16 protein-coding genes and 5 tRNA genes are annotated in these 18,299 nt (G+C 55.0%); all 21 read left to right on the top strand.

From position 1 onward, the window contains the following. Nucleotides 1-34: 34 nt before the first annotated feature. The 21 genes from carB to rpoB all read left to right on the top strand — a co-directional run bounded on the left by carB (nt 35) and on the right by rpoB (nt 18,294). Nucleotides 35-3,253: a carbamoyl-phosphate synthase large subunit gene (gene carB / locus HBA55_RS33770; protein WP_167000153.1), complete on the top strand. Its 3,219-nt coding sequence runs from the start codon at nt 35-37 to the stop codon at nt 3,251-3,253. Continuing rightward, nucleotides 3,253-3,729 (top strand): transcription elongation factor GreA, encoded by a 477-nt coding sequence (gene greA, locus HBA55_RS33765; protein ID WP_167000193.1) that lies wholly within the window; start codon nt 3,253-3,255, stop codon nt 3,727-3,729. The genes carB and greA overlap by 1 nt, the downstream gene beginning before the upstream one ends. Before the next feature lie 186 nt (nt 3,730-3,915). After that, nucleotides 3,916-4,680, top strand: a complete 765-nt coding sequence (locus HBA55_RS33760; RefSeq protein WP_167000152.1) for an SDR family oxidoreductase — start codon at nt 3,916-3,918, stop codon at nt 4,678-4,680. A 153-nt stretch (nt 4,681-4,833) separates the two neighbouring features. Then, the gene (locus tag HBA55_RS33755) at nt 4,834-5,313 is read left to right on the top strand and encodes a glutathione peroxidase (protein ID WP_167000151.1); all 480 of its coding nucleotides are present in this window, start codon (nt 4,834-4,836) and stop codon (nt 5,311-5,313) included. 40 nt (nt 5,314-5,353) lie between these two features. Next, nucleotides 5,354-5,809 (top strand): MarR family winged helix-turn-helix transcriptional regulator, encoded by a 456-nt coding sequence (locus tag HBA55_RS33750; protein WP_338109501.1) that lies wholly within the window; start codon nt 5,354-5,356, stop codon nt 5,807-5,809. Continuing rightward, a complete protein-coding gene (birA, locus tag HBA55_RS33745; RefSeq protein WP_338109500.1) occupies nt 5,806-6,780 on the top strand; it encodes a bifunctional biotin--[acetyl-CoA-carboxylase] ligase/biotin operon repressor BirA in 975 nt (324 codons plus the stop codon). The genes HBA55_RS33750 and birA overlap by 4 nt, the downstream gene beginning before the upstream one ends. Next, nucleotides 6,777-7,592: a type III pantothenate kinase gene (locus tag HBA55_RS33740; protein WP_167000149.1), complete on the top strand. Its 816-nt coding sequence runs from the start codon at nt 6,777-6,779 to the stop codon at nt 7,590-7,592. The genes birA and HBA55_RS33740 overlap by 4 nt, the downstream gene beginning before the upstream one ends. A gap of 1 nt (nt 7,593) precedes the next feature. Then, nucleotides 7,594-8,343 carry an SPOR domain-containing protein gene (locus HBA55_RS33735; RefSeq protein ID WP_167000148.1) on the top strand — a complete coding sequence of 250 codons (750 nt, stop codon included), beginning with the start codon at nt 7,594-7,596 and terminating at the stop codon, nt 8,341-8,343. 58 nt (nt 8,344-8,401) lie between these two features. Further along, nucleotides 8,402-8,477: transfer RNA gene (locus HBA55_RS33730), tRNA-Thr, on the top strand. 93 nt (nt 8,478-8,570) lie between these two features. Beyond that, nucleotides 8,571-8,654 (top strand) — tRNA-Tyr (locus HBA55_RS33725). Between the two features lie 119 nt (nt 8,655-8,773). Then, nucleotides 8,774-8,847 (top strand) — tRNA-Gly (locus HBA55_RS33720). 22 nt (nt 8,848-8,869) lie between these two features. Next, nucleotides 8,870-8,945 (top strand) — tRNA-Thr (locus tag HBA55_RS33715). Nucleotides 8,946-9,069: 124 nt separating this feature from the next. Next, nucleotides 9,070-10,293, top strand: a complete 1,224-nt coding sequence (tuf, locus tag HBA55_RS33710) for an elongation factor Tu (protein ID WP_167000147.1) — start codon at nt 9,070-9,072, stop codon at nt 10,291-10,293. An 86-nt stretch (nt 10,294-10,379) separates the two neighbouring features. Next, nucleotides 10,380-10,455, top strand: a tRNA-Trp gene (locus HBA55_RS33705). A 38-nt stretch (nt 10,456-10,493) separates the two neighbouring features. Beyond that, nucleotides 10,494-10,862 (top strand): preprotein translocase subunit SecE, encoded by a 369-nt coding sequence (gene secE / locus HBA55_RS33700; protein ID WP_167000146.1) that lies wholly within the window; start codon nt 10,494-10,496, stop codon nt 10,860-10,862. Nucleotides 10,863-10,871: 9 nt separating this feature from the next. Next, nucleotides 10,872-11,405, top strand: coding sequence for a transcription termination/antitermination protein NusG (gene nusG, locus HBA55_RS33695; protein WP_167000145.1), 534 nt, complete (start codon nt 10,872-10,874; stop codon nt 11,403-11,405). A gap of 168 nt (nt 11,406-11,573) precedes the next feature. Further along, on the top strand, nt 11,574-12,008 hold the full coding sequence (rplK, locus tag HBA55_RS33690; protein ID WP_167000144.1) for a 50S ribosomal protein L11: 435 nt from the start codon (nt 11,574-11,576) through the stop codon (nt 12,006-12,008). Then, nucleotides 12,008-12,703, top strand: a complete 696-nt coding sequence (gene rplA, locus HBA55_RS33685) for a 50S ribosomal protein L1 (protein ID WP_167000143.1) — start codon at nt 12,008-12,010, stop codon at nt 12,701-12,703. The genes rplK and rplA overlap by 1 nt, the downstream gene beginning before the upstream one ends. Before the next feature lie 271 nt (nt 12,704-12,974). Next, a complete protein-coding gene (gene rplJ, locus HBA55_RS33680) occupies nt 12,975-13,472 on the top strand; it encodes a 50S ribosomal protein L10 (protein ID WP_167000142.1) in 498 nt (165 codons plus the stop codon). A gap of 109 nt (nt 13,473-13,581) precedes the next feature. Further along, nucleotides 13,582-13,953 (top strand): 50S ribosomal protein L7/L12, encoded by a 372-nt coding sequence (gene rplL, locus HBA55_RS33675; protein WP_167000141.1) that lies wholly within the window; start codon nt 13,582-13,584, stop codon nt 13,951-13,953. Between the two features lie 258 nt (nt 13,954-14,211). Continuing rightward, on the top strand, nt 14,212-18,294 hold the full coding sequence (gene rpoB, locus HBA55_RS33670) for a DNA-directed RNA polymerase subunit beta (RefSeq protein WP_167000140.1): 4,083 nt from the start codon (nt 14,212-14,214) through the stop codon (nt 18,292-18,294). Nucleotides 18,295-18,299: the final 5 nt, after the last annotated feature.

Genomic DNA, 18,299 nt, shown 5'->3' with positions numbered 1-18,299 from the left:
AGGCCCGTCGTTAATATAGGAATCTGAGAGCAAAATGCCAAAAAGAACTGACATTCAAAGTATTCTGATTCTGGGTGCGGGCCCGATTGTTATCGGTCAGGCCTGTGAGTTCGATTACTCCGGTGCCCAGGCCTGTAAGGCCCTGCGCGAAGAAGGCTACCGGGTGATTCTGGTAAACTCCAACCCCGCCACCATCATGACTGACCCGGTGATGGCCGACGCCACCTACATCGAGCCCATCGAATGGCGCACGGTTGCCCGTATTGTCGAGAAAGAGCGCCCGGACGCGATTCTGCCCACCATGGGTGGCCAGACTGCGCTCAACTGTGCGCTGGATCTGCACGACAATGGTGTTCTGGAGAAGTTTGATGTTGAGCTGATCGGTGCCAACCAGGAGGCCATTCACAAGGCCGAAGACCGCAACCTGTTTGACCAGGCCATGAAGAAAATCGGCCTGGAGTGCGCCCGCGCTGAGATCGTTCACACCATGGAAGAGGCCCAGGAAGTGCCGAAGAAGTTCGGTTTCCCGGTGATCATCCGTCCATCCTTTACCATGGGTGGCTCCGGTGGTGGTGTGGCCTACAACTGGGAAGAGTTTGAAGAGATCTGTGCCCGTGGTCTGGATCTGTCGCCCACCAATGAACTGCTGATCGACGAATCTCTGCTCGGTTGGAAAGAGTACGAGATGGAAGTTGTCCGTGATAAGAACGACAACTGCATCATCGTTTGCTCCATCGAAAACTTTGATCCCATGGGTGTGCACACCGGTGACTCCATTACCGTTGCCCCGGCCCAGACCCTGACGGACAAAGAGCTGCAAATCATGCGTAATGCCTCGTTGGCGGTACTGCGTGAAATTGGTGTGGAAACCGGCGGCTCCAACGTGCAGTTCGCTGTGAACCCGAAAAACGGCCGCCTGGTGGTTATCGAAATGAACCCCCGCGTCAGCCGTTCTTCGGCGCTGGCGTCCAAGGCCACCGGATTCCCAATCGCCAAGGTGGCTGCCAAGCTGGCGGTGGGTTACACCCTGGACGAGCTGCAGAACGACATCACTGGCGGTGCCACTCCAGCGTCGTTTGAGCCTTCCATCGACTATGTAGTTACCAAGATTCCCCGCTTCACCTTTGAAAAATTTGGCGACGCTGACGCCCGTCTGACCACTCAGATGAAATCCGTTGGTGAAGTTATGGCCATCGGCCGCACTTTCCAGGAATCCTGCCAAAAGGCTCTGCGTGGCTTGGAAGTGGGTTCTGCCGGCTTTGAGCCCAAAGTTAATCTGGACTCTGACGAGGCTATGGCACAGATCCGTCGCGATCTTTCCACGCCGGGTGCTGAACGCATCTGGTATGTTGCCGATGCCTTCCGCGCAGGCATGAGCATCGAGGAGGTATTCGAAGCCTCCGCGATTGATCCCTGGTTCCTGGTACAGATCGAAGACATTGTTAAATCCGAAACTCAGTTGTCGTCCATGCCACTGACTGAGCTGGATGCGGATTTGATGTTCCGCATGAAGCGCAAGGGTTTCTCCGACAAGCGTTTGGCTGCACTGCTGAGTGTCAGTGAAAAAACCATGCGAGATCACCGCACTAAGCTGGGAATTCATCCCGTGTACAAGCGTGTGGATACCTGTGCAGCTGAATTCTCCACCTCCACGGCGTACATGTACTCCACCTACGAGGAAGAGTGCGAGGCCAATCCGTCTGACCGTGAAAAGATCATGGTTCTCGGTGGCGGCCCCAACCGTATCGGTCAGGGTATCGAGTTTGATTATTGCTGCGTGCATGCGGCTCTTGCGTGTCGAGAAGACGGTTACGAAACCATTATGGTCAACTGTAACCCCGAGACGGTTTCCACAGACTACGATACCTCTGACCGTCTGTTTTTCGAGCCGGTGACGCTGGAAGACGTACTGGAAATCGTTCGCAAGGAGCAGCCTAAGGGCGTGATTGTTCAGTTCGGTGGTCAGACGCCGCTGAAGCTCGCCCGTGCTCTGGAAGCCGAAGGTGTGCCAATTATTGGTACCAGCCCGGAAGCTATTGACCGTGCAGAAGACCGTGAGCGTTTCCAGCAGATGCTGATGCGCCTGGATCTCAAGCAGCCGTCCAATGCCATTGTTCGCTCCACCGAAGAAGCGGTTCGCAAGGCCGAAGAAGTGGGTTATCCACTGGTTGTGCGCCCCTCTTACGTATTGGGTGGCCGCGCCATGGAAATCGTGCACAAGGAAGAAGAACTGCGTACCTATATGCGCGAGGCGGTTCAGGTTTCCGATGACGCCCCCGTTCTGTTGGATCACTTCCTCAATGCCGCCATCGAAGTCGATATCGATGCAGTTTGCGACGGTACCGATGTCGTGATTGGCGGCATCATGCAGCACATTGAGCAGTGCGGTGTTCACTCTGGTGATTCGGCCTGTTCTCTGCCGCCGTATTCGCTGCCCGCCAATGTGCAGGATGAGATGCGCGAGCAGGTGCGCAAGATGGCTGTCGAGCTGAACGTTATCGGCTTGATGAATGTGCAGCTGGCCTACCAGGGTGGTGAGATCTATGTGATCGAGGTGAACCCACGCGGTTCACGTACCGTTCCTTTCGTGTCCAAGTGTATCGGTACCTCGCTGGCCAAAGTTGCCGCCCGGGTTCAGGCTGGCAAGAGCCTGGCCGAGCAGGGCTTTACCCGGGAAGTTGTACCCAGCTATTACAGTGTCAAAGAAGCGGTATTCCCCTTTAACAAGTTCCCGGCGGTTGACCCCATCCTGGGGCCAGAGATGAAATCCACCGGTGAAGTTATGGGTGTAGGCGATACTTTTGCAGAGGCCTATTCCAAAGCTCAGCTGGGTGCAGGCGATGAAATTCCCACCACTGGCAAGGTCTTTATCAGTGTGCGTGATTTCGACAAAGAGGGTCTGTTGCCGGTTGCCAAGGATGTGATTGATCTCGGTTTTGACATCGTTGCCACACGCGGCACCGCCAAGTACCTGCAAGAAAAGGGTTTGGAAGTTGAGGTTGTCAACAAAGTCGTTGAAGGTCGTCCGCACATTGTGGATATGATTAAGAACGATGAGATCTCCATGGTGTTCAATACCACGGAAGGCAAACAAGCGATTAAGGACTCTGCATCCATCCGTCGCAGCGCTGAGAACCATCGCGTTTACTACACAACAACGATTGCTGGCGCCGAAGCCGTCTGCATGGCGTTGAAGTCCGGCCAGCAGCAACAAGTACGAAGCCTGCAGGAACTGCATGGGAGGATTGCATGATGAATAAGGTTCCAATGACCGTTGAAGGGGCTGAAGCTCTGCGCGAAGAACTTGAGCGCCTCAAGAAGGTTGATCGCCCGCGTATTGTTCAGGCTATTGCCGAAGCTCGCGAGCACGGCGATTTGAAAGAGAACGCGGAGTACCATGCGGCCCGTGAGCAGCAGGGTTTCTGTGAGGGTCGTATCCAGGAAATCGAGGGTAAGCTGGCCAGTGCTCAGGTGATCGATATCTCTCAGATCCCTGCTGGCGACAAGGTGATCTTCGGTACAACTGTAGATATTATTAACCTTGATACCGACGACACCGTCACCTACAAAATTGTGGGTGATGATGAAGCGGACGTGAAATCCAACAAGATCTCCGTTAACTCTCCCATCGCCCGCGGGCTGGTGGGTAAAGAGGTCGGCGATGTGGTTGTGATTCGCACCCCCGGCGGCGAGGTGGAATACGAGATCGACGACGTTCGTCACGTATAACTCTCCACCCAATGGAGACGGGCGTCTGTCCCGTCTCCTGATTCTTGCATCCCGCCTTCTCTGTCCTCCCCTCGCTCTCCTGAAACATTTCGACAATCCTCTTGGTCGCCACCAACATTCCGCAATCCGACCGCTCAGGGCATAGTTACGACTAATGCATTTATCACTGTTGTGCGGAGAACCAATATGGAGTTACAAGGTAAAGTTGTTGCTATCACGGGTGGTGGCAAGGGTATCGGGCGCGCCATTGCCCTGCGTTTGGCTGCTCAAGGTGCCAAGCTGGCGCTGCTGGATCTGGATGAAGAGGCAATGACCCAAACCTGTGATCTGGTTAAAGAAGCGGGTTCTGAAGCTCGAGGTTACATCTGTAATGTCGCCGATGAGGCAGCTGTCGAAACCACCTTTAATCAGATTGTCGCTGACTTCAACAGTCTGCACGGTGTTGTGAACAATGCCGGAATTCTCCGCGATGCGCAGCTGATCAAGGTGAAGGATGGCAAGGTGGTGAAGAAGATGACTGCCGACAACTACAGCCTGGTGGTGGATGTGCACATGAAAGGGGCATTCCTCTGTGCCAGAGAGGCAGCTGCGCATATGGTCGAGCTGGGTGTGGAGGAGGGTTGTATCGTCAACATGTCTTCCATTGCTTATCGGGGCAATTTTGGTCAATCCAACTACTCTGCCGCCAAGGCGGGTATTGTTGCCCAGAGCAAAGTCTGGGCGAAGGAGCTGGGGCGCTACAACATCCGCTCCATGGCTATTGCACCGGGTACCATTGATACTGAGCTGCTGCGCTCCATGCCGGAAGATGCCCTCAACGCCATTGCTGCGGGCATTCCTCTCAAGCGTATTGGCGATGTGGATAACATTGCCCAGACGGTGCAACATATCTTCGAGAACAATTACTTGTCCGGTGATGTTATCGAAGTCAGCGGAGGGGTGACGCTTTAACGCGTGAACCGTCAGTCGCAAAGGGTGGTGTGCAGTCTCTTGCATCTCACCTTTTTTTTGGCTAACTTTGATTGTGCACAATTTAATTTTGGCAGGCCAAACTTTGGTTTGATCGATTCGGGTTCAATCAATACAGGTAAGGAGTAGAGTCTAATGGGGCAGTTTTACGAATTTGCGGCACAAACGCTGAGCGGGCAGGAGCAGGCGTTGGACGACTATCGCGATAAAGTCGTTTTGGTGGTTAATACAGCGAGTAAGTGCGGCTTTACTCCGCAATATAAAGGCCTGGAGGCGCTTTACCAAAAGTACAAGGATCAGGGGCTGGTGATTCTGGGGTTTCCCTGTAATCAGTTTGGGCATCAGGAGCCCGGTAACAGTGATCAGATTGGTGAATTCTGTGAGCGCAACTTTGGTGTCACCTTTCCGCTGTTTGAGAAGGTGGACGTGAATGGCCACAATGCCCATCCATTGTTCGCGCACTTGAAAAAGTCGGCACCGGGCATTCTCGGCAGCCAGCGCATAAAGTGGAACTTCACTAAATTCCTGATTGGCCGTGATGGTAAGGTGGTCAAGAGGTTCGCGCCCACCGATAAGCCTGAATCACTGGCCTCTGCTATTGAGGGGCTGTTGTGAGACCCACAGCCCAAACCGGCAGATTCCAGGGAGGCAGAGTGTGACCGATCGCGATATCATTCGCCTCGACAATCAGCTGTGCTTCATGCTGTATGCCTGTTCCAGGGCCATGACACGGGCCTATCAGCCCATGCTCAAGAAGTTGGGCATCACTTACCCCCAATACATTGTGCTGATGGTGTTGTGGGAGTGGCATGATCAGCCCCCGGTTGAGCAAACGGTAAAAGCCTTGGGCGAGCGTCTGCAGCTTGATTCCGGTACGCTTACGCCACTGCTTAAGCGGCTGGAGCAGGCAGGCCTGGTAAGCCGCCGCCGCGATGACAGTGATGAGCGGCGTGTACTGGTCGAGGTCACGGCGCAGGGATACGCGCTCAGTGCCAAGGCCAGCGAATGGCTGCAGTCCCAAGTCGGGGAGCACAGTGTGTCGCTGGATAAAATTTCGCAGCTGCGCGGCGAGTTGCGCGAGCTACTTGATCATTTGACGGGGGAAGTGTGAATCTTCAAGCCATTCTGGAACTCATGGGTGACGGTGAGTATCACTCGGGAGCAGCCCTGGGAGAGGTCCTGGGTGTCAGTCGGACGGCCGTCTGGAAGCACCTGCAAAAGTTGGAGTCTTACGGTTTGCCTTTGGAGTCGGTTAAAGGCAAAGGCTATCGTCTTCCAGGTGGTTTGGAATTGCTGGATGAGACGCGTATCAAGAGCGGACTGAGTGCCGATGCACAGGCGTTTCTGAGTCAGCTGGATATTCGCCAATCTGTTGAGTCCACCAATTTGCTGGCGATGGAGCGTGCCGCCAGTGGGGGCCATGGTTATGTGTGCCTGGCAGAGCATCAAACGGGTGGTCGCGGGCGTCGCGGTCGACGTTGGAGCAGCCCGTTTGGCCAGAGTCTCTATCTCTCGGCGGTAGTACAGTTCGAGGGTGGGGCCGCCGCTCTGGAGGGGCTCAGTCTTGCGGTGGGTGTGGCTCTGGTGCGGGCATTGTCTGCGCTTGGCGGGCAGGGCGTTGGCTTGAAGTGGCCCAATGATGTGCTGTTCGATGGTCGCAAACTGGCGGGGGTGCTGTTGGAGATGACCGGCGACCCGGCTGGAGCCTGCCAAGTAGTGGTGGGCCTGGGGCTGAATATCAAGGTCTCTGAACAGGCCGCCCGTGAAATCGATCAGCCCTGGGCGGATGTTGGCCAGATTTTGCCTGGCGTGTCCCGCAATCAGGTTGCGGTTGCGGTTATTAATGAGCTGTTGCCCGTACTGGGGTCGTTTGAGGTGCAGGGATTTGGCGCCTATCGAGAAGAATGGCAGGCAGCCCATGTTTACCACCATCAGGAGGTGCGCCTGAGTACGGTAAGTGAAGAGATTGTCGGCCGGGTGTTGGGTGTTTCGGCGACAGGAGCATTGCGCCTCGACGTTAATGGCCAGGAGCAGGAGTTTGCCGGTGGAGAGGTGTCCTTGCGGCCGGAGCGGCAATCGTGACTGATGCTGACGGTCGATCGCCTCTGCTGGAGTTTGATGTCGGCAATACACGCCTGAAATGGCGGCTACGGGACAACGCAGTTGGCAAGGTGCTGGGGGCGGGTGCTCTTGTACACGCGGACTATGATGATTGTGCCCAATTGCTGGCTGTTATAAAGCAAGAGGTGGACGTGCAAATCGGGCGAGCCCCTTCAGGTTTGTGGGTGGCGTCGGTGGCCTCTGATGCAATCGCCGGGGCGATAGATGTCTGGGCTCGCGATCACTATGGTCTGGCGCCGGAGTTTGCTCGGGTCAGTCGCCGTGCGGCAGGTGTGACTGTGGGTTATGAGGAGCACCATCGGCTGGGCGTTGATCGCTGGCTGGCTGTGCTTGCGGCTTCGGTGCGGTCACCTCAGGGTGCGCTGGTGGTGGATTGCGGCAGTGCCATCACCGTAGATGTTTTGCACGGTCAGGATCATCGGGGCGGTTATATCGTTCCGGGGCTCAGATTGATGCGCGGCGCACTTTTTCGTGAAACAGAGCAGGTTAAAGTTGCAGAAGTTGCTCTGGGTGACGATGCGCGACCGGGCCGAGTCACCGAAGAGGCTGTAGATCATGGTCTGCCCCTGATGGCAGCAGGTTTGGTCGTCGAGGTACTCGATCGCCTGAAAAAGAACGCCTGGGGCTGGGGTGGCTGGAGTGGTCCTGTCTATCTGACGGGGGGGGATGCCGCGGTCATTGCGCCTCTGCTGGGAGAGCATCAAGTTTATAGGGCTCCGGATCTGGTGCTGGATGGATTGTCCTTGGCGGAAAGAGAAGAGATAAAGGATTGATATGCGCTGGATCTTCATCAGTTTGGTTGTGGTGAACCTTTTATTGGCAGGCTGGATGTTATTCCAGCGGGGTATGGACGGTGAATCCGCGACGGGTAGTGGCGCGTCAACCCAGCTGCCCCGGGAGACTCAGGTGCGGGCGGCCAGTATTGGTGACCGCCTGGTGATGCTGGAGGAACTCCGCAAGGAGGAGCTTCAAGCCATGGTTGCCGCCAAAGAGCGTCTGCAATTGCAGGATGAGGCAGAGGCCGGCAGTGATCAGCCTCTCTGCGCCTTAGTTGGCCCCTTCAAGGCGTTGTTGCCGGCAGAGTACTTTGTGGAGCATCTTGCGGCCCTGGAAATTGATGCCCAGGTGAAAACGGTTGAGGTGCCGGGTGAGAAAGGATTTTGGGTCTATCTGCCGCCTGAGTCCTCGCGCAAGGCGGCCCTGCGCAAACTTCACGAGTTCCAGGCCAAGGGTGTCGACAGTTATGTGATTCCCAAGGGTGATCTGGCCAATGGTATCTCCTTTGGTCTCTTTAATCTGGAGGCGGGTGCCAAGGAGCGGCTGGAAGAAATCCGGGCCTTGGGATATCCCGCCGAAACCCGTGCCATGCAGCGCACTTTCGAGGAGATCTGGGTGGTGCTATCTGCTCAAGAAGCTCAAAAAGTGGGCGAGGAATTGTGGCTTGAGCTGCTCAACCGGGAAGAAGGGCTGGAGATGAGACAAAATTTCTGTCCAGCTGTTGCGTCCGGCGAAAAGTTTCTCTAGAATCGCGCCCTCACTTGAGCAAGGCCTGGTTTGCAAGGGCTTGCGGAGGGTGTGTTGGGCTGGCGTAGCTCAGTTGGTAGAGCAGCTGACTTGTAATCAGCCGGTCGGGGGTTCGACTCCTCTCGCCAGCTCCAATTTTATTTATCTTTCTGATGTAACCCGGTGAATTTAAAGAATTTAACGGTTGACATCAGGGGGAGAGAGGCAGAGAATACCGCCTCCTTTTCGCAGGGGTTCCCGAGTGGCCAAAGGGATCAGACTGTAAATCTGACGCGAAAGCTTCGGTGGTTCGAATCCACCCCCCTGCACCATTATTTGTCGGCCCGATTTTGGGTTGGCTGATCGCCGCTAGGAAAGGTTGTTGTGGCGGTGGGCTCGCAAGCCCCGGTTTACAAGGCGTTCGCGCCATGCAGGCCGAAAGGTGCGTATAGCGGGTATGGTACAATGGTAGAACCTCAGCCTTCCAAGCTGATGATGCGGGTTCGATTCCCGCTACCCGCTCCAGGTTCTGCTTTATGCAAGATAAGCTCTTGTAGCTCAGTTGGTAGAGCACACCCTTGGTAAGGGTGAGGTCAGCGGTTCAAATCCGCTCAAGAGCTCCATTTTATAATCGTCGTGAGACCGGTCGTCTTAGCGGCGGTTTTGTGTGTTTGAGTGTAATGCGGTCCGTGAGGGTCGCGAAATTGCTTTAATTTAAGTGATTACAACTTTGAGGAGGCCCTCACAATGGCAAAAGAGCAATTTGAACGTTCCAAGCCCCACGTAAACGTGGGTACCATCGGTCACGTTGACCACGGTAAAACTACCCTGACAGCAGCCCTGACTCGCGTATGTGCCGAGGTTTGGGGTGGCGACGCCGTTGCTTTCGACGGTATCGACAATGCGCCTGAAGAGCGTGAGCGTGGTATCACCATCGCCACCTCTCACGTAGAGTACGATTCTCCCGATCGTCACTACGCGCACGTAGACTGCCCGGGTCACGCCGACTACGTTAAGAACATGATTACCGGTGCTGCTCAGATGGACGGCGCTATCCTGGTATGTGGTGCGACTGACGGCCCAATGCCTCAGACCCGCGAGCACATCCTGCTGTCTCGTCAGGTTGGTGTACCATACATCGTTGTGTTCCTGAACAAGGCTGACCTGCTGGCTGAAGACTGTGGCGGTGTTGATTCTGAAGAATACGCCGAGATGCTGGAGCTGGTTGAGATGGAGTTGCGCGAGCTGCTGGACACTTACGAGTTCCCTGGCGACGACACTCCGATCATCCCTGGTTCTGCCCTGATGGCCCTGAACGGCGAAGACGACAACGAGCTGGGTACCACCGCTGTTAAGAAGCTGGTTGAGACTCTGGACTCTTACATCCCTGAGCCTGAGCGTGCGATCGACGGTGCCTTCATTATGCCGATCGAAGACGTATTCTCCATCCAGGGTCGTGGTACCGTTGTTACCGGTCGTGTTGAGCGCGGTATCGTCAAGGTTGGTGAAGAAATCGAAATCGTTGGTATCAAAGACACCACCACTACCACCTGTACTGGTGTAGAGATGTTCCGCAAGCTGCTGGACGAAGGTCGTGCCGGTGAGAACGTTGGTGTTCTGCTGCGTGGTACCAAGCGTGACGAGGTTGAGCGTGGTCAGGTACTGGCTAAGCCCGGTTCTATCACTCCTCACACCAAGTTCGAAGGTGAGGTTTACGTACTGTCCAAGGATGAAGGTGGTCGCCACACTCCATTCTTCAAGGGCTACCGTCCTCAGTTCTACTTCCGTACCACTGACGTGACCGGCGCTTGTGAGCTGCCGGAAGGCGTAGAAATGGTAATGCCTGGTGACAACATCCAGATGACCGTTACCCTGATCTGCCCGATTGCGATGGACGAAGGTCTGCGCTTCGCGATCCGTGAAGGTGGTCGTACCGTGGGTGCAGGTGTTGTATCCAAGATCATCGAGTGATGATCTGAAATAACTGGCAAAGCAGGCTTTGCTTTGCCGGTTGATGGAAGGTAGGATTTATTGGATCGCCTTCCATCAAACTTTTCAGGCCAGTAGTTCAATTGGTAGAGCACCGGTCTCCAAAACCGGGTGTTGGGGGTTCAAGTCCCTCCTGGCCTGCCATATTCCATTCAAGAGTACACTCGGAGCTGCACAATTCCATGAATGCCAAGGTTGAAGCCAAGGAATACCGCCTGGATGGCCTTAAGTGGCTGGTGGTGGTTCTGCTGGTTGCCGCCGGTGTTGTGGGCAACTCCTACTACTCTGATGTTGCTGTACTCTACCGCGTCCTTGCCTTGGTGGCTGGCGGAGCGGTAGCAGCCTTTGTTGCGATTAATACCGCCAAGGGCATGGCTTTCTGGTCTCTGCTGCGCGAGGCGCAGGCGGAGTTTCGTCGGGTGGTATGGCCTACCCGCCAGGAAGTGAATCAGACCACCCTCATCGTCGTGGCCGTTGTGATTGTTATGGCGGTAATTCTCTGGTTGCTGGACACCTTACTGGGCTGGCTGGCATCTCTGATCATCGGATAGAGGTGAGGCATGGCTAAACGCTGGTATGTGGTTCACGCTTACTCGGGCTACGAAAAGAAAGTAGCTTCAGCTCTCAAAGAGCGCGTGGAACTCCACGGTATGCAAGACCAGTTTGGTGATATTCTGGTCCCCACCGAAGAAGTGGTGGAAATGCGCGGTGGTCAAAAACGTAAATCCGAGAGGAAGTTTTTCCCGGGTTACGTGCTGGTGCAAATGGAGCTGAGTGATGACAGCTGGCACCTGGTGAAAGAAACGCCTCGCGTTATGGGCTTCATTGGTGGCAAGGCGGACAAGCCGGCCCCGATTACCGAGAAAGAAGCCAACGCTATTCTTCAGCGTGTGGATGACTCTGTCGACAAGCCCAAGCCCAAGACCATCTTCGAACCCGGTGAAATGGTTCGTGTTATTGATGGTCCATTCAACGACTTCAATGGTGTCGTTGAAGAAGTCAATTACGAGAAGAGCAAGCTGCACGTTGCAGTTCTGATCTTCGGACGCTCAACTCCGGTTGAGTTGGAGTTTGGTCAGGTCGAAAAGGCCTAACCACTCCGCTGAAAAATCTGGCCCTCTTCTGCTTTGCGCAGAGGAGGGCTTTCGCGTCTCTGAAAAACTGCCGTTTAAGCGGCATGCTTTAGAGATAGGGGAGCCTGAGACGGTACGCTGCGCCACAGCTTACTCGAGGCGCTAACACCCAACTTTGGGAGTAATACAATGGCTAAAAAAGTTGAAGCTTATATTAAGCTGCAAGTGCCTGCCGGTCAGGCCAACCCAAGTCCCCCGGTAGGTCCTGCACTGGGTCAGCACGGTGTGAACATCATGGAGTTCTGTAAAGCGTTTAACGCCCAGACCCAAAACCTGGAAAACGGTGCTCCTGTGCCTGTTGTGATCAGCGTATACAGCGATCGCAGCTTCACCTTCACCATGAAGACTCCACCAGCTTCCTTCCTGCTGAAGAAAGCTGCCGGTATCAAGAGTGGTTCCGGTCGTCCCAACACTGAGAAGGTCGGCAAGCTGACCCGCGCTCAGCTGGAAGAGATCGCGACTGCCAAGCAGCCGGATCTGACTGCTGCCGACATGGACGCAGCGGTACGTACTATTGCCGGCTCCGCCCGTGCAATGGGTCTTGAAACGGAGGGTGTGGTGTAATGGCTAAGCTGAGCAAGCGCCAGCGCGCGATTCGCGAGAAGCTGGATTCAACCAAGCAATACGGCATCGAAGAAGCAGTATCCCTGCTGAAAGAAGTCTCTTCCGTCAAATTCGGCGAGACTGTTGATGTTGCTATCAACCTGGGTATTGACCCTCGTAAATCCGACCAGGCTGTACGTGGTGCCACCACTCTGCCCAACGGTTCCGGTAAAGAAGTTCGCGTCGCTGTGTTCACCCAGGGTGCCAACGCTGATGCCGCGAAAGAAGCCGGTGCAGACATCGTTGGTATGGACGAACTGGCCGCCGACGTTAAAGCTGGCAACATGGACTTCGACGTAGTGATCGCTGATCCTGCCGCCATGCGTGTTGTGGGTCAGTTGGGTCAGATTCTGGGCCCCCGCGGCCTGATGCCTAACCCCAAGACCGGTACTGTCACTCCAGACGTCGCCACTGCGGTTAAAAACGCCAAGGCCGGTCAGGTGCGTTACCGTGCCGACAAGGGCGGTATCATCCACGGAGCCATCGGCAAGCTGACTTTTGATGCTCAGCAGCTGAAGGAAAACCTGGAAGCGCTGATTGCCGATTTGAAGAAAGCCAAACCTGCCTCTGCCAAGGGTGTGTATCTGAAGAAGATCTCCCTGAGCACAACCATGGGCCCAGGTGTGGTTTTGGATCAGAGCACTCTGGAAGTTTAATCCGGACGCTCTGATTAACGTACTTTGGGGTCTGGGCTGGTTTATCCAGCCCAGGCCGTCAAAGACCGCAGGTGTGATTGCATGTCTTGGATCACTTAATTCCCTGCGCAGACGGTGAGACCCAATTCAGTTTATAGCTGGATTTGATCACCGAAAACGTTCCTCTCCCGAGGTTTGGGAGAGGGATTGAAGTAACGATTGGCGCTCCTTGTTAATTTGACCCGAGGTCAAACGAATTTAAGTTGAGCTAATCAAATCCAGGAGAAATCTTGTGGCATTAGGACTCGAAGACAAAAAAGCGATTGTCGCTGAAGTCCAGGAAGCTGCTAAGAGCGCATTGTCTGCAGTAATCGCTGATGCACGTGGTGTATCTGTGACTGACATGACCGCTCTGCGTAAAGAGGCTCGTGAGAACGGCGTTTGGGTAAAAGTCGTTCGTAACACTCTGGCGCGTCGCGCAGTTGAAGGTACTGATTATGAGTGTCTGACTGACACTTTTGTCGGCCCCACTCTGATTGCTTTCTCTAACGAACATCCTGGCGCCGGTGCGCGTATTTTCAAGGAGTTCGCCAAGGGTAATGACAATCTGGAGCTGAAATCAGCAGCCTTCGAAGGTGAAGTGGTTGACGTCGAAATGCTGGCCAAGCTGCCAACATACGACGAAGCAATCGCCCAGCTGATGAGCGTGATGAAAGAAGCAGCCGCTGGCAAACTGGTTCGCACTATTGCGGCCATCCGCGACCAAAAAGAAGAGCAGGAAGCAGCTTAATTTCCTCTTGTTGGGAAATCGCTTTCTTAAACGACTTAACGAGCCGGGCAGTTTTGACTTTCGTAACAGTCTCGCCCATTAAGGCTCAAACGAATGTAGGAATAGACTCATGTCTCTGACTAAAGAAGATATCATCAATGCTGTTGCTGAGATGTCTGTAAAAGACGTTGTTGAACTGATCGAAGCAATGGAAGAGAAGTTCGGTGTAACTGCTGCCGCTGCTGCTGTAGCTGTTGCTCCTGGTGAAGGTGGCGGTGCTGCTGAAGAGAAGACCGAATTCGACGTAGTACTGACCGGTGCTGGCGAGAAGAAGGTTAACGCTATTAAAGCCGTTCGCGCCATCACTGGCCTGGGCCTGAAAGAAGCCAAGGCTATGGTAGAAGCTGTTCCAGCCGTTGTTCTGGAAGGCGCCGCCAAGGATGCAGCCGAAGACGCTCTGAAGCAGCTGGAAGAAGCTGGTGCGACTGGCGAGCTGAAGTAATTCAGATCTCGGCAAGCGCTAAGTCTGGCAGCCATTCGTTTTTAATAGCTGCCTGACTTAAGGCTGGCGGGTTTGTGCCCGCCGGCCTTTTTGCCGTTTTCGGCCAACGGCAATGACAAAACCAAGGCCGAACTTGTGGGGAGTGGGAAGCTCCGCCACGTTTGCAGTCCCACGGGAGGTCTCCGTGGTGATTAGAGTACCACGGGATTTTGCCGTGGCGAGATAAAGCCTTATCCGTTTACAAGCTGGGGAATACTGATGGCTTACTCATATACTGAGAAAAAACGTATCCGCAAGGACTTCGGCAAATTGCCGCACGTCATGGATGTCCCGTTCCTCCTGGCGATACAGTTGGATTCATATCGCAAGTTTACTCAGGGTGACATGTCGCCTGAGGCGCGTCTGGACGTAGGTCTGCACGCTGCGTTTAAATCTGTGTTCCCGATCGTGAGTTACTCGGGAAGTGCTGCCCTCGAATACGTAAGCTACGTTCTGGGTAAGCCCGCATTTGATGTAACCGAATGTCAATCACGTGGTATCACCTACGCGGTGCCGCTGCGTGTTAAAGTTCGACTGATTATCTACGATAAGGAATCAGCGAACAAAACCATTAAAGATATTAAAGAGCAAGAAGTGTACATGGGCGAGATTCCGCTCATGACGGACAACGGTACCTTTGTGATTAACGGTACCGAGCGAGTGATTGTTTCCCAGCTGCACCGCTCCCCGGGTGTATTCTTCGATCACGATAAGGGCAAGACCCATTCCTCCGGTAAGCTGCTCTACTCCGCGCGGGTTATTCCTTACCGCGGCTCCTGGCTGGATTTCGAATTCGATCCCAAAGATCTGGTTTACGTACGTATTGACCGCCGCCGCAAACTGCCGGCGAGTATTCTGCTGCGTGCCCTGGGATACACTTCCGAGCAAATGCTCGAGATGTTCTTCGAAACCAGCAGCTTCAGTGTTAAAGACGGTGTTTACAGCCTTGAGCTGGTGCCTTCCCGCCTGCGTGGCGATGTGGCGACCTTCGATATCAAGGATGCCGACGGCAGCGTGATTGTGGAAGAAGGGCGTCGCATTACCGCCCGCCACATTCGTCAACTGGAAAAAGCCGGTGTGACCGAGCTGGAAGTACCGCGTGACTACCTGATGGGTCGCTCCCTGGCGCGTGACCTGGTTGACACCAACTCCGGCGAGCTGCTGTTCGAATGTAACACCGAAATTACTGAAGAGATTCTGGAAAAGGTCGACGAAATCGGCCTGACCTCTCTTGAGACCCTGTACACCAACGAGTTGGACTGTGGACCATTCGTTTCCGATACCCTGCGCATCGATCCGACCCGCAGTGAGCTGGAAGCACTGGTAGAAATCTACCGCATGATGCGTCCTGGCGAGCCGCCAACCAAAGAGTCTGCCGAGGCGCTGTTCCAAAACCTGTTCTTTACACAGGAGCGTTACGACCTGTCGGCTGTTGGTCGCATGAAGTTCAACCGCCGCCTGCAGCGTGATGAAGATACCGGTGAGGGTACTCTGTCCAACGAAGATATCGTTGACGTGCTCAGGACTCTGGTGGACATCCGTAACGGTAAGGGTGTTGTGGACGATATCGATCACCTGGGTAACCGCCGTGTGCGTTCCGTGGGTGAGATGGCTGAGAACCAGTTCCGTGTGGGTCTGGTGCGTGTGGAGCGCGCTGTTAAAGAGCGTCTGTCCATGGCCGAGTCCGAAGGCCTGATGCCACAGGACCTGATCAACGCCAAGCCCGTTGCTGCCGCTGTGAAAGAGTTCTTCGGCTCCTCCCAGCTATCCCAGTTTATGGATCAGAACAACCCGCTGTCTGAGGTGACTCACAAGCGTCGTGTATCTGCGCTTGGCCCTGGTGGTCTGACCCGTGAGCGTGCTGGCTTTGAAGTGCGAGACGTACACCCCACTCACTACGGTCGTGTGTGCCCAATTGAGACACCTGAAGGTCCAAACATTGGTCTGATCAACTCACTGGCAACCTACTCTCGTACTAATAACTACGGTTTCCTGGAAGCACCTTATCGTAAAGTGAACGACGGTGTAGCTACCGACGAAATCGAATACCTGTCCGCCATTAACGAAGCCGGCTACATCATCGCCCAGGCTTCGGCGCAGCTGGACGAAAACAACAAGCTGGTTGATGAGCTGGTGTCTGTGCGCCACATGGGTGAATTTACCCTGAAGAGCGCCGACGAAGTCCAGTATATGGACGTATCTCCACGCCAGGTGGTATCTGTGGCGGCATCTCTGATTCCGTTCCTGGAACACGATGATGCGAACCGCGCATTGATGGGCTCAAACATGCAGCGTCAGGCGGTACCGACTCTGCGTGCCCAGAAGCCTCTGGTGGGCACTGGTATGGAGCGCAATGTTGCCTCTGACTCCGGTGTCTGTGTGGTGGCCAAACGCGGTGGTGTGATCGAGCGTGTTGACGCCGGTCGTATCGTGGTCAAGGCGCACGATGCCGAGACCGAAGCCGGTGACGCTGGTGTGGATATCTACAACCTCACCAAGTACACCCGTTCCAACCAGAATACCTGTATCAACCAACGTCCAATCGTCAGAACCGGCGATACCGTTACCCGTGGCGATATTCTGGCCGATGGTCCTTCTGTGGACCTGGGTGAGCTGGCTCTCGGCCAGAACATGCGTATCGCGTTTATGCCTTGGAACGGTTACAACTTTGAGGACTCCATCCTGGTGTCCGAGCGCGTTGTACAGGAAGATCGTTTCACTACGATCCACATCCAGGAATTGACGTGTATCGCCCGTGACACCAAGCTGGGCAGCGAAGAGATTTCTGCCGATATCCCCAATGTCGGTGAAGGCGCTCTGTCCAAGCTGGATGAGTCCGGTATCGTTTATATCGGTGCGGAAGTGGGTCCTGGCGACATTCTGGTGGGCAAGGTAACTCCGAAAGGCGAAACCCAGCTCACGCCGGAAGAAAAACTGCTGCGCGCCATCTTCGGTGAAAAAGCCTCTGACGTTAAAGACACCTCTCTGCGCGTGCCTACCAGTACCCGCGGTACCGTAATTGACGTACAAGTGTTTACCCGCGACGGTCTGGAGAAAGACCAGCGTTCCCTCGAAATTGAGAAGAGCCAGCTGGACGCTATCCGCAAGGACCTGAACGAAGAGTACCGCATCGTTGAAACCGCGACCTTTGAACGCCTGCGCGATGCTCTGGTCGGCCAGGTTGTCACCAGCGGTAAGGGTGTCAATCGCGGCGAGCCTCTGACCGATGCCCAACTGGATGAATTGCCCAGTGAGCAGTGGTTCAAGCTGCGTATGTCTGACGACGCTCTGAATGAGCAGCTGGACCGTGCGGAAGAGCAATTGGTCGAGCGTCGCAAGATCCTGGACGAGCGTTTTGAAGACAAGAAGCGCAAGCTGGAAACCGGCGACGATCTGGCGCCCGGCGTCCTCAAGATCGTCAAGGTTTACCTGGCGATCAAGCGTCGCATCCAGCCCGGTGACAAGATGGCTGGTCGCCACGGTAACAAGGGTGTGATCTCCGTGATCATGCCAGTGGAAGACATGCCCCATGACGCCAACGGTGAGCCGGTCGACATCGTTCTGAACCCACTGGGTGTACCTTCGCGGATGAACGTGGGTCAGATCCTCGAGACTCACCTGGGTATGGCAGCCAAGGGTCTTGGCGTGAAAATCGACGAAATGGTGCGTGAACAGCGTGCGGTCGCCGAAATTCGCGGCTTCCTGCATGAGGTCTACAATACTGCTGGTGATGCCACCCGCAAAGAAGACCTGGACTCCTTCAGTGACGCAGAAATCATTGAGTTGGCCGGTAACCTGCGCGGCGGTGTCCCCATGGCCACCGCGGTATTCGACGGTGCCAAAGAAGCTGAAATCAAGGAGCTGCTGCGCCTGGCCGATCTGTCCGACACCGGTCAGATGGAGCTGTGTGACGGCCGCACCGGCGATACATTTGAACGTCCGGTGACCGTTGGCTATATGTATATGCTGAAGCTGAACCACCTGGTGGACGACAAGATGCACGCCCGTTCCACCGGTTCTTACAGTCTGGTTACCCAGCAGCCTCTGGGCGGTAAAGCCCAGTTCGGTGGTCAGCGTTTCGGGGAGATGGAGGTCTGGGCGCTGGAAGCCTATGGTGCTGCCTACACCCTGCAGGAAATGCTGACGGTCAAGTCGGACGACGTGGCCGGCCGAACCAAGATGTACAAGAACATCGTCGATGGCGATCACCGTATGGAGCCCGGCATGCCGGAGTCCTTTAACGTACTGGTTAAAGAGATTCGCTCACTCGGTATCAACATCGAGCTGGAAACTGACAGCTAAGACAA

Source organism: Pseudomaricurvus alkylphenolicus (assembly GCF_011683955.1).
GTDB lineage: Bacteria > Pseudomonadota > Gammaproteobacteria > Pseudomonadales > Cellvibrionaceae > Pseudomaricurvus > Pseudomaricurvus alkylphenolicus.
The sequence above is the reverse complement of the archived record's forward strand: the minus strand, read 5'-3'. Positions and strand labels throughout refer to the sequence as shown.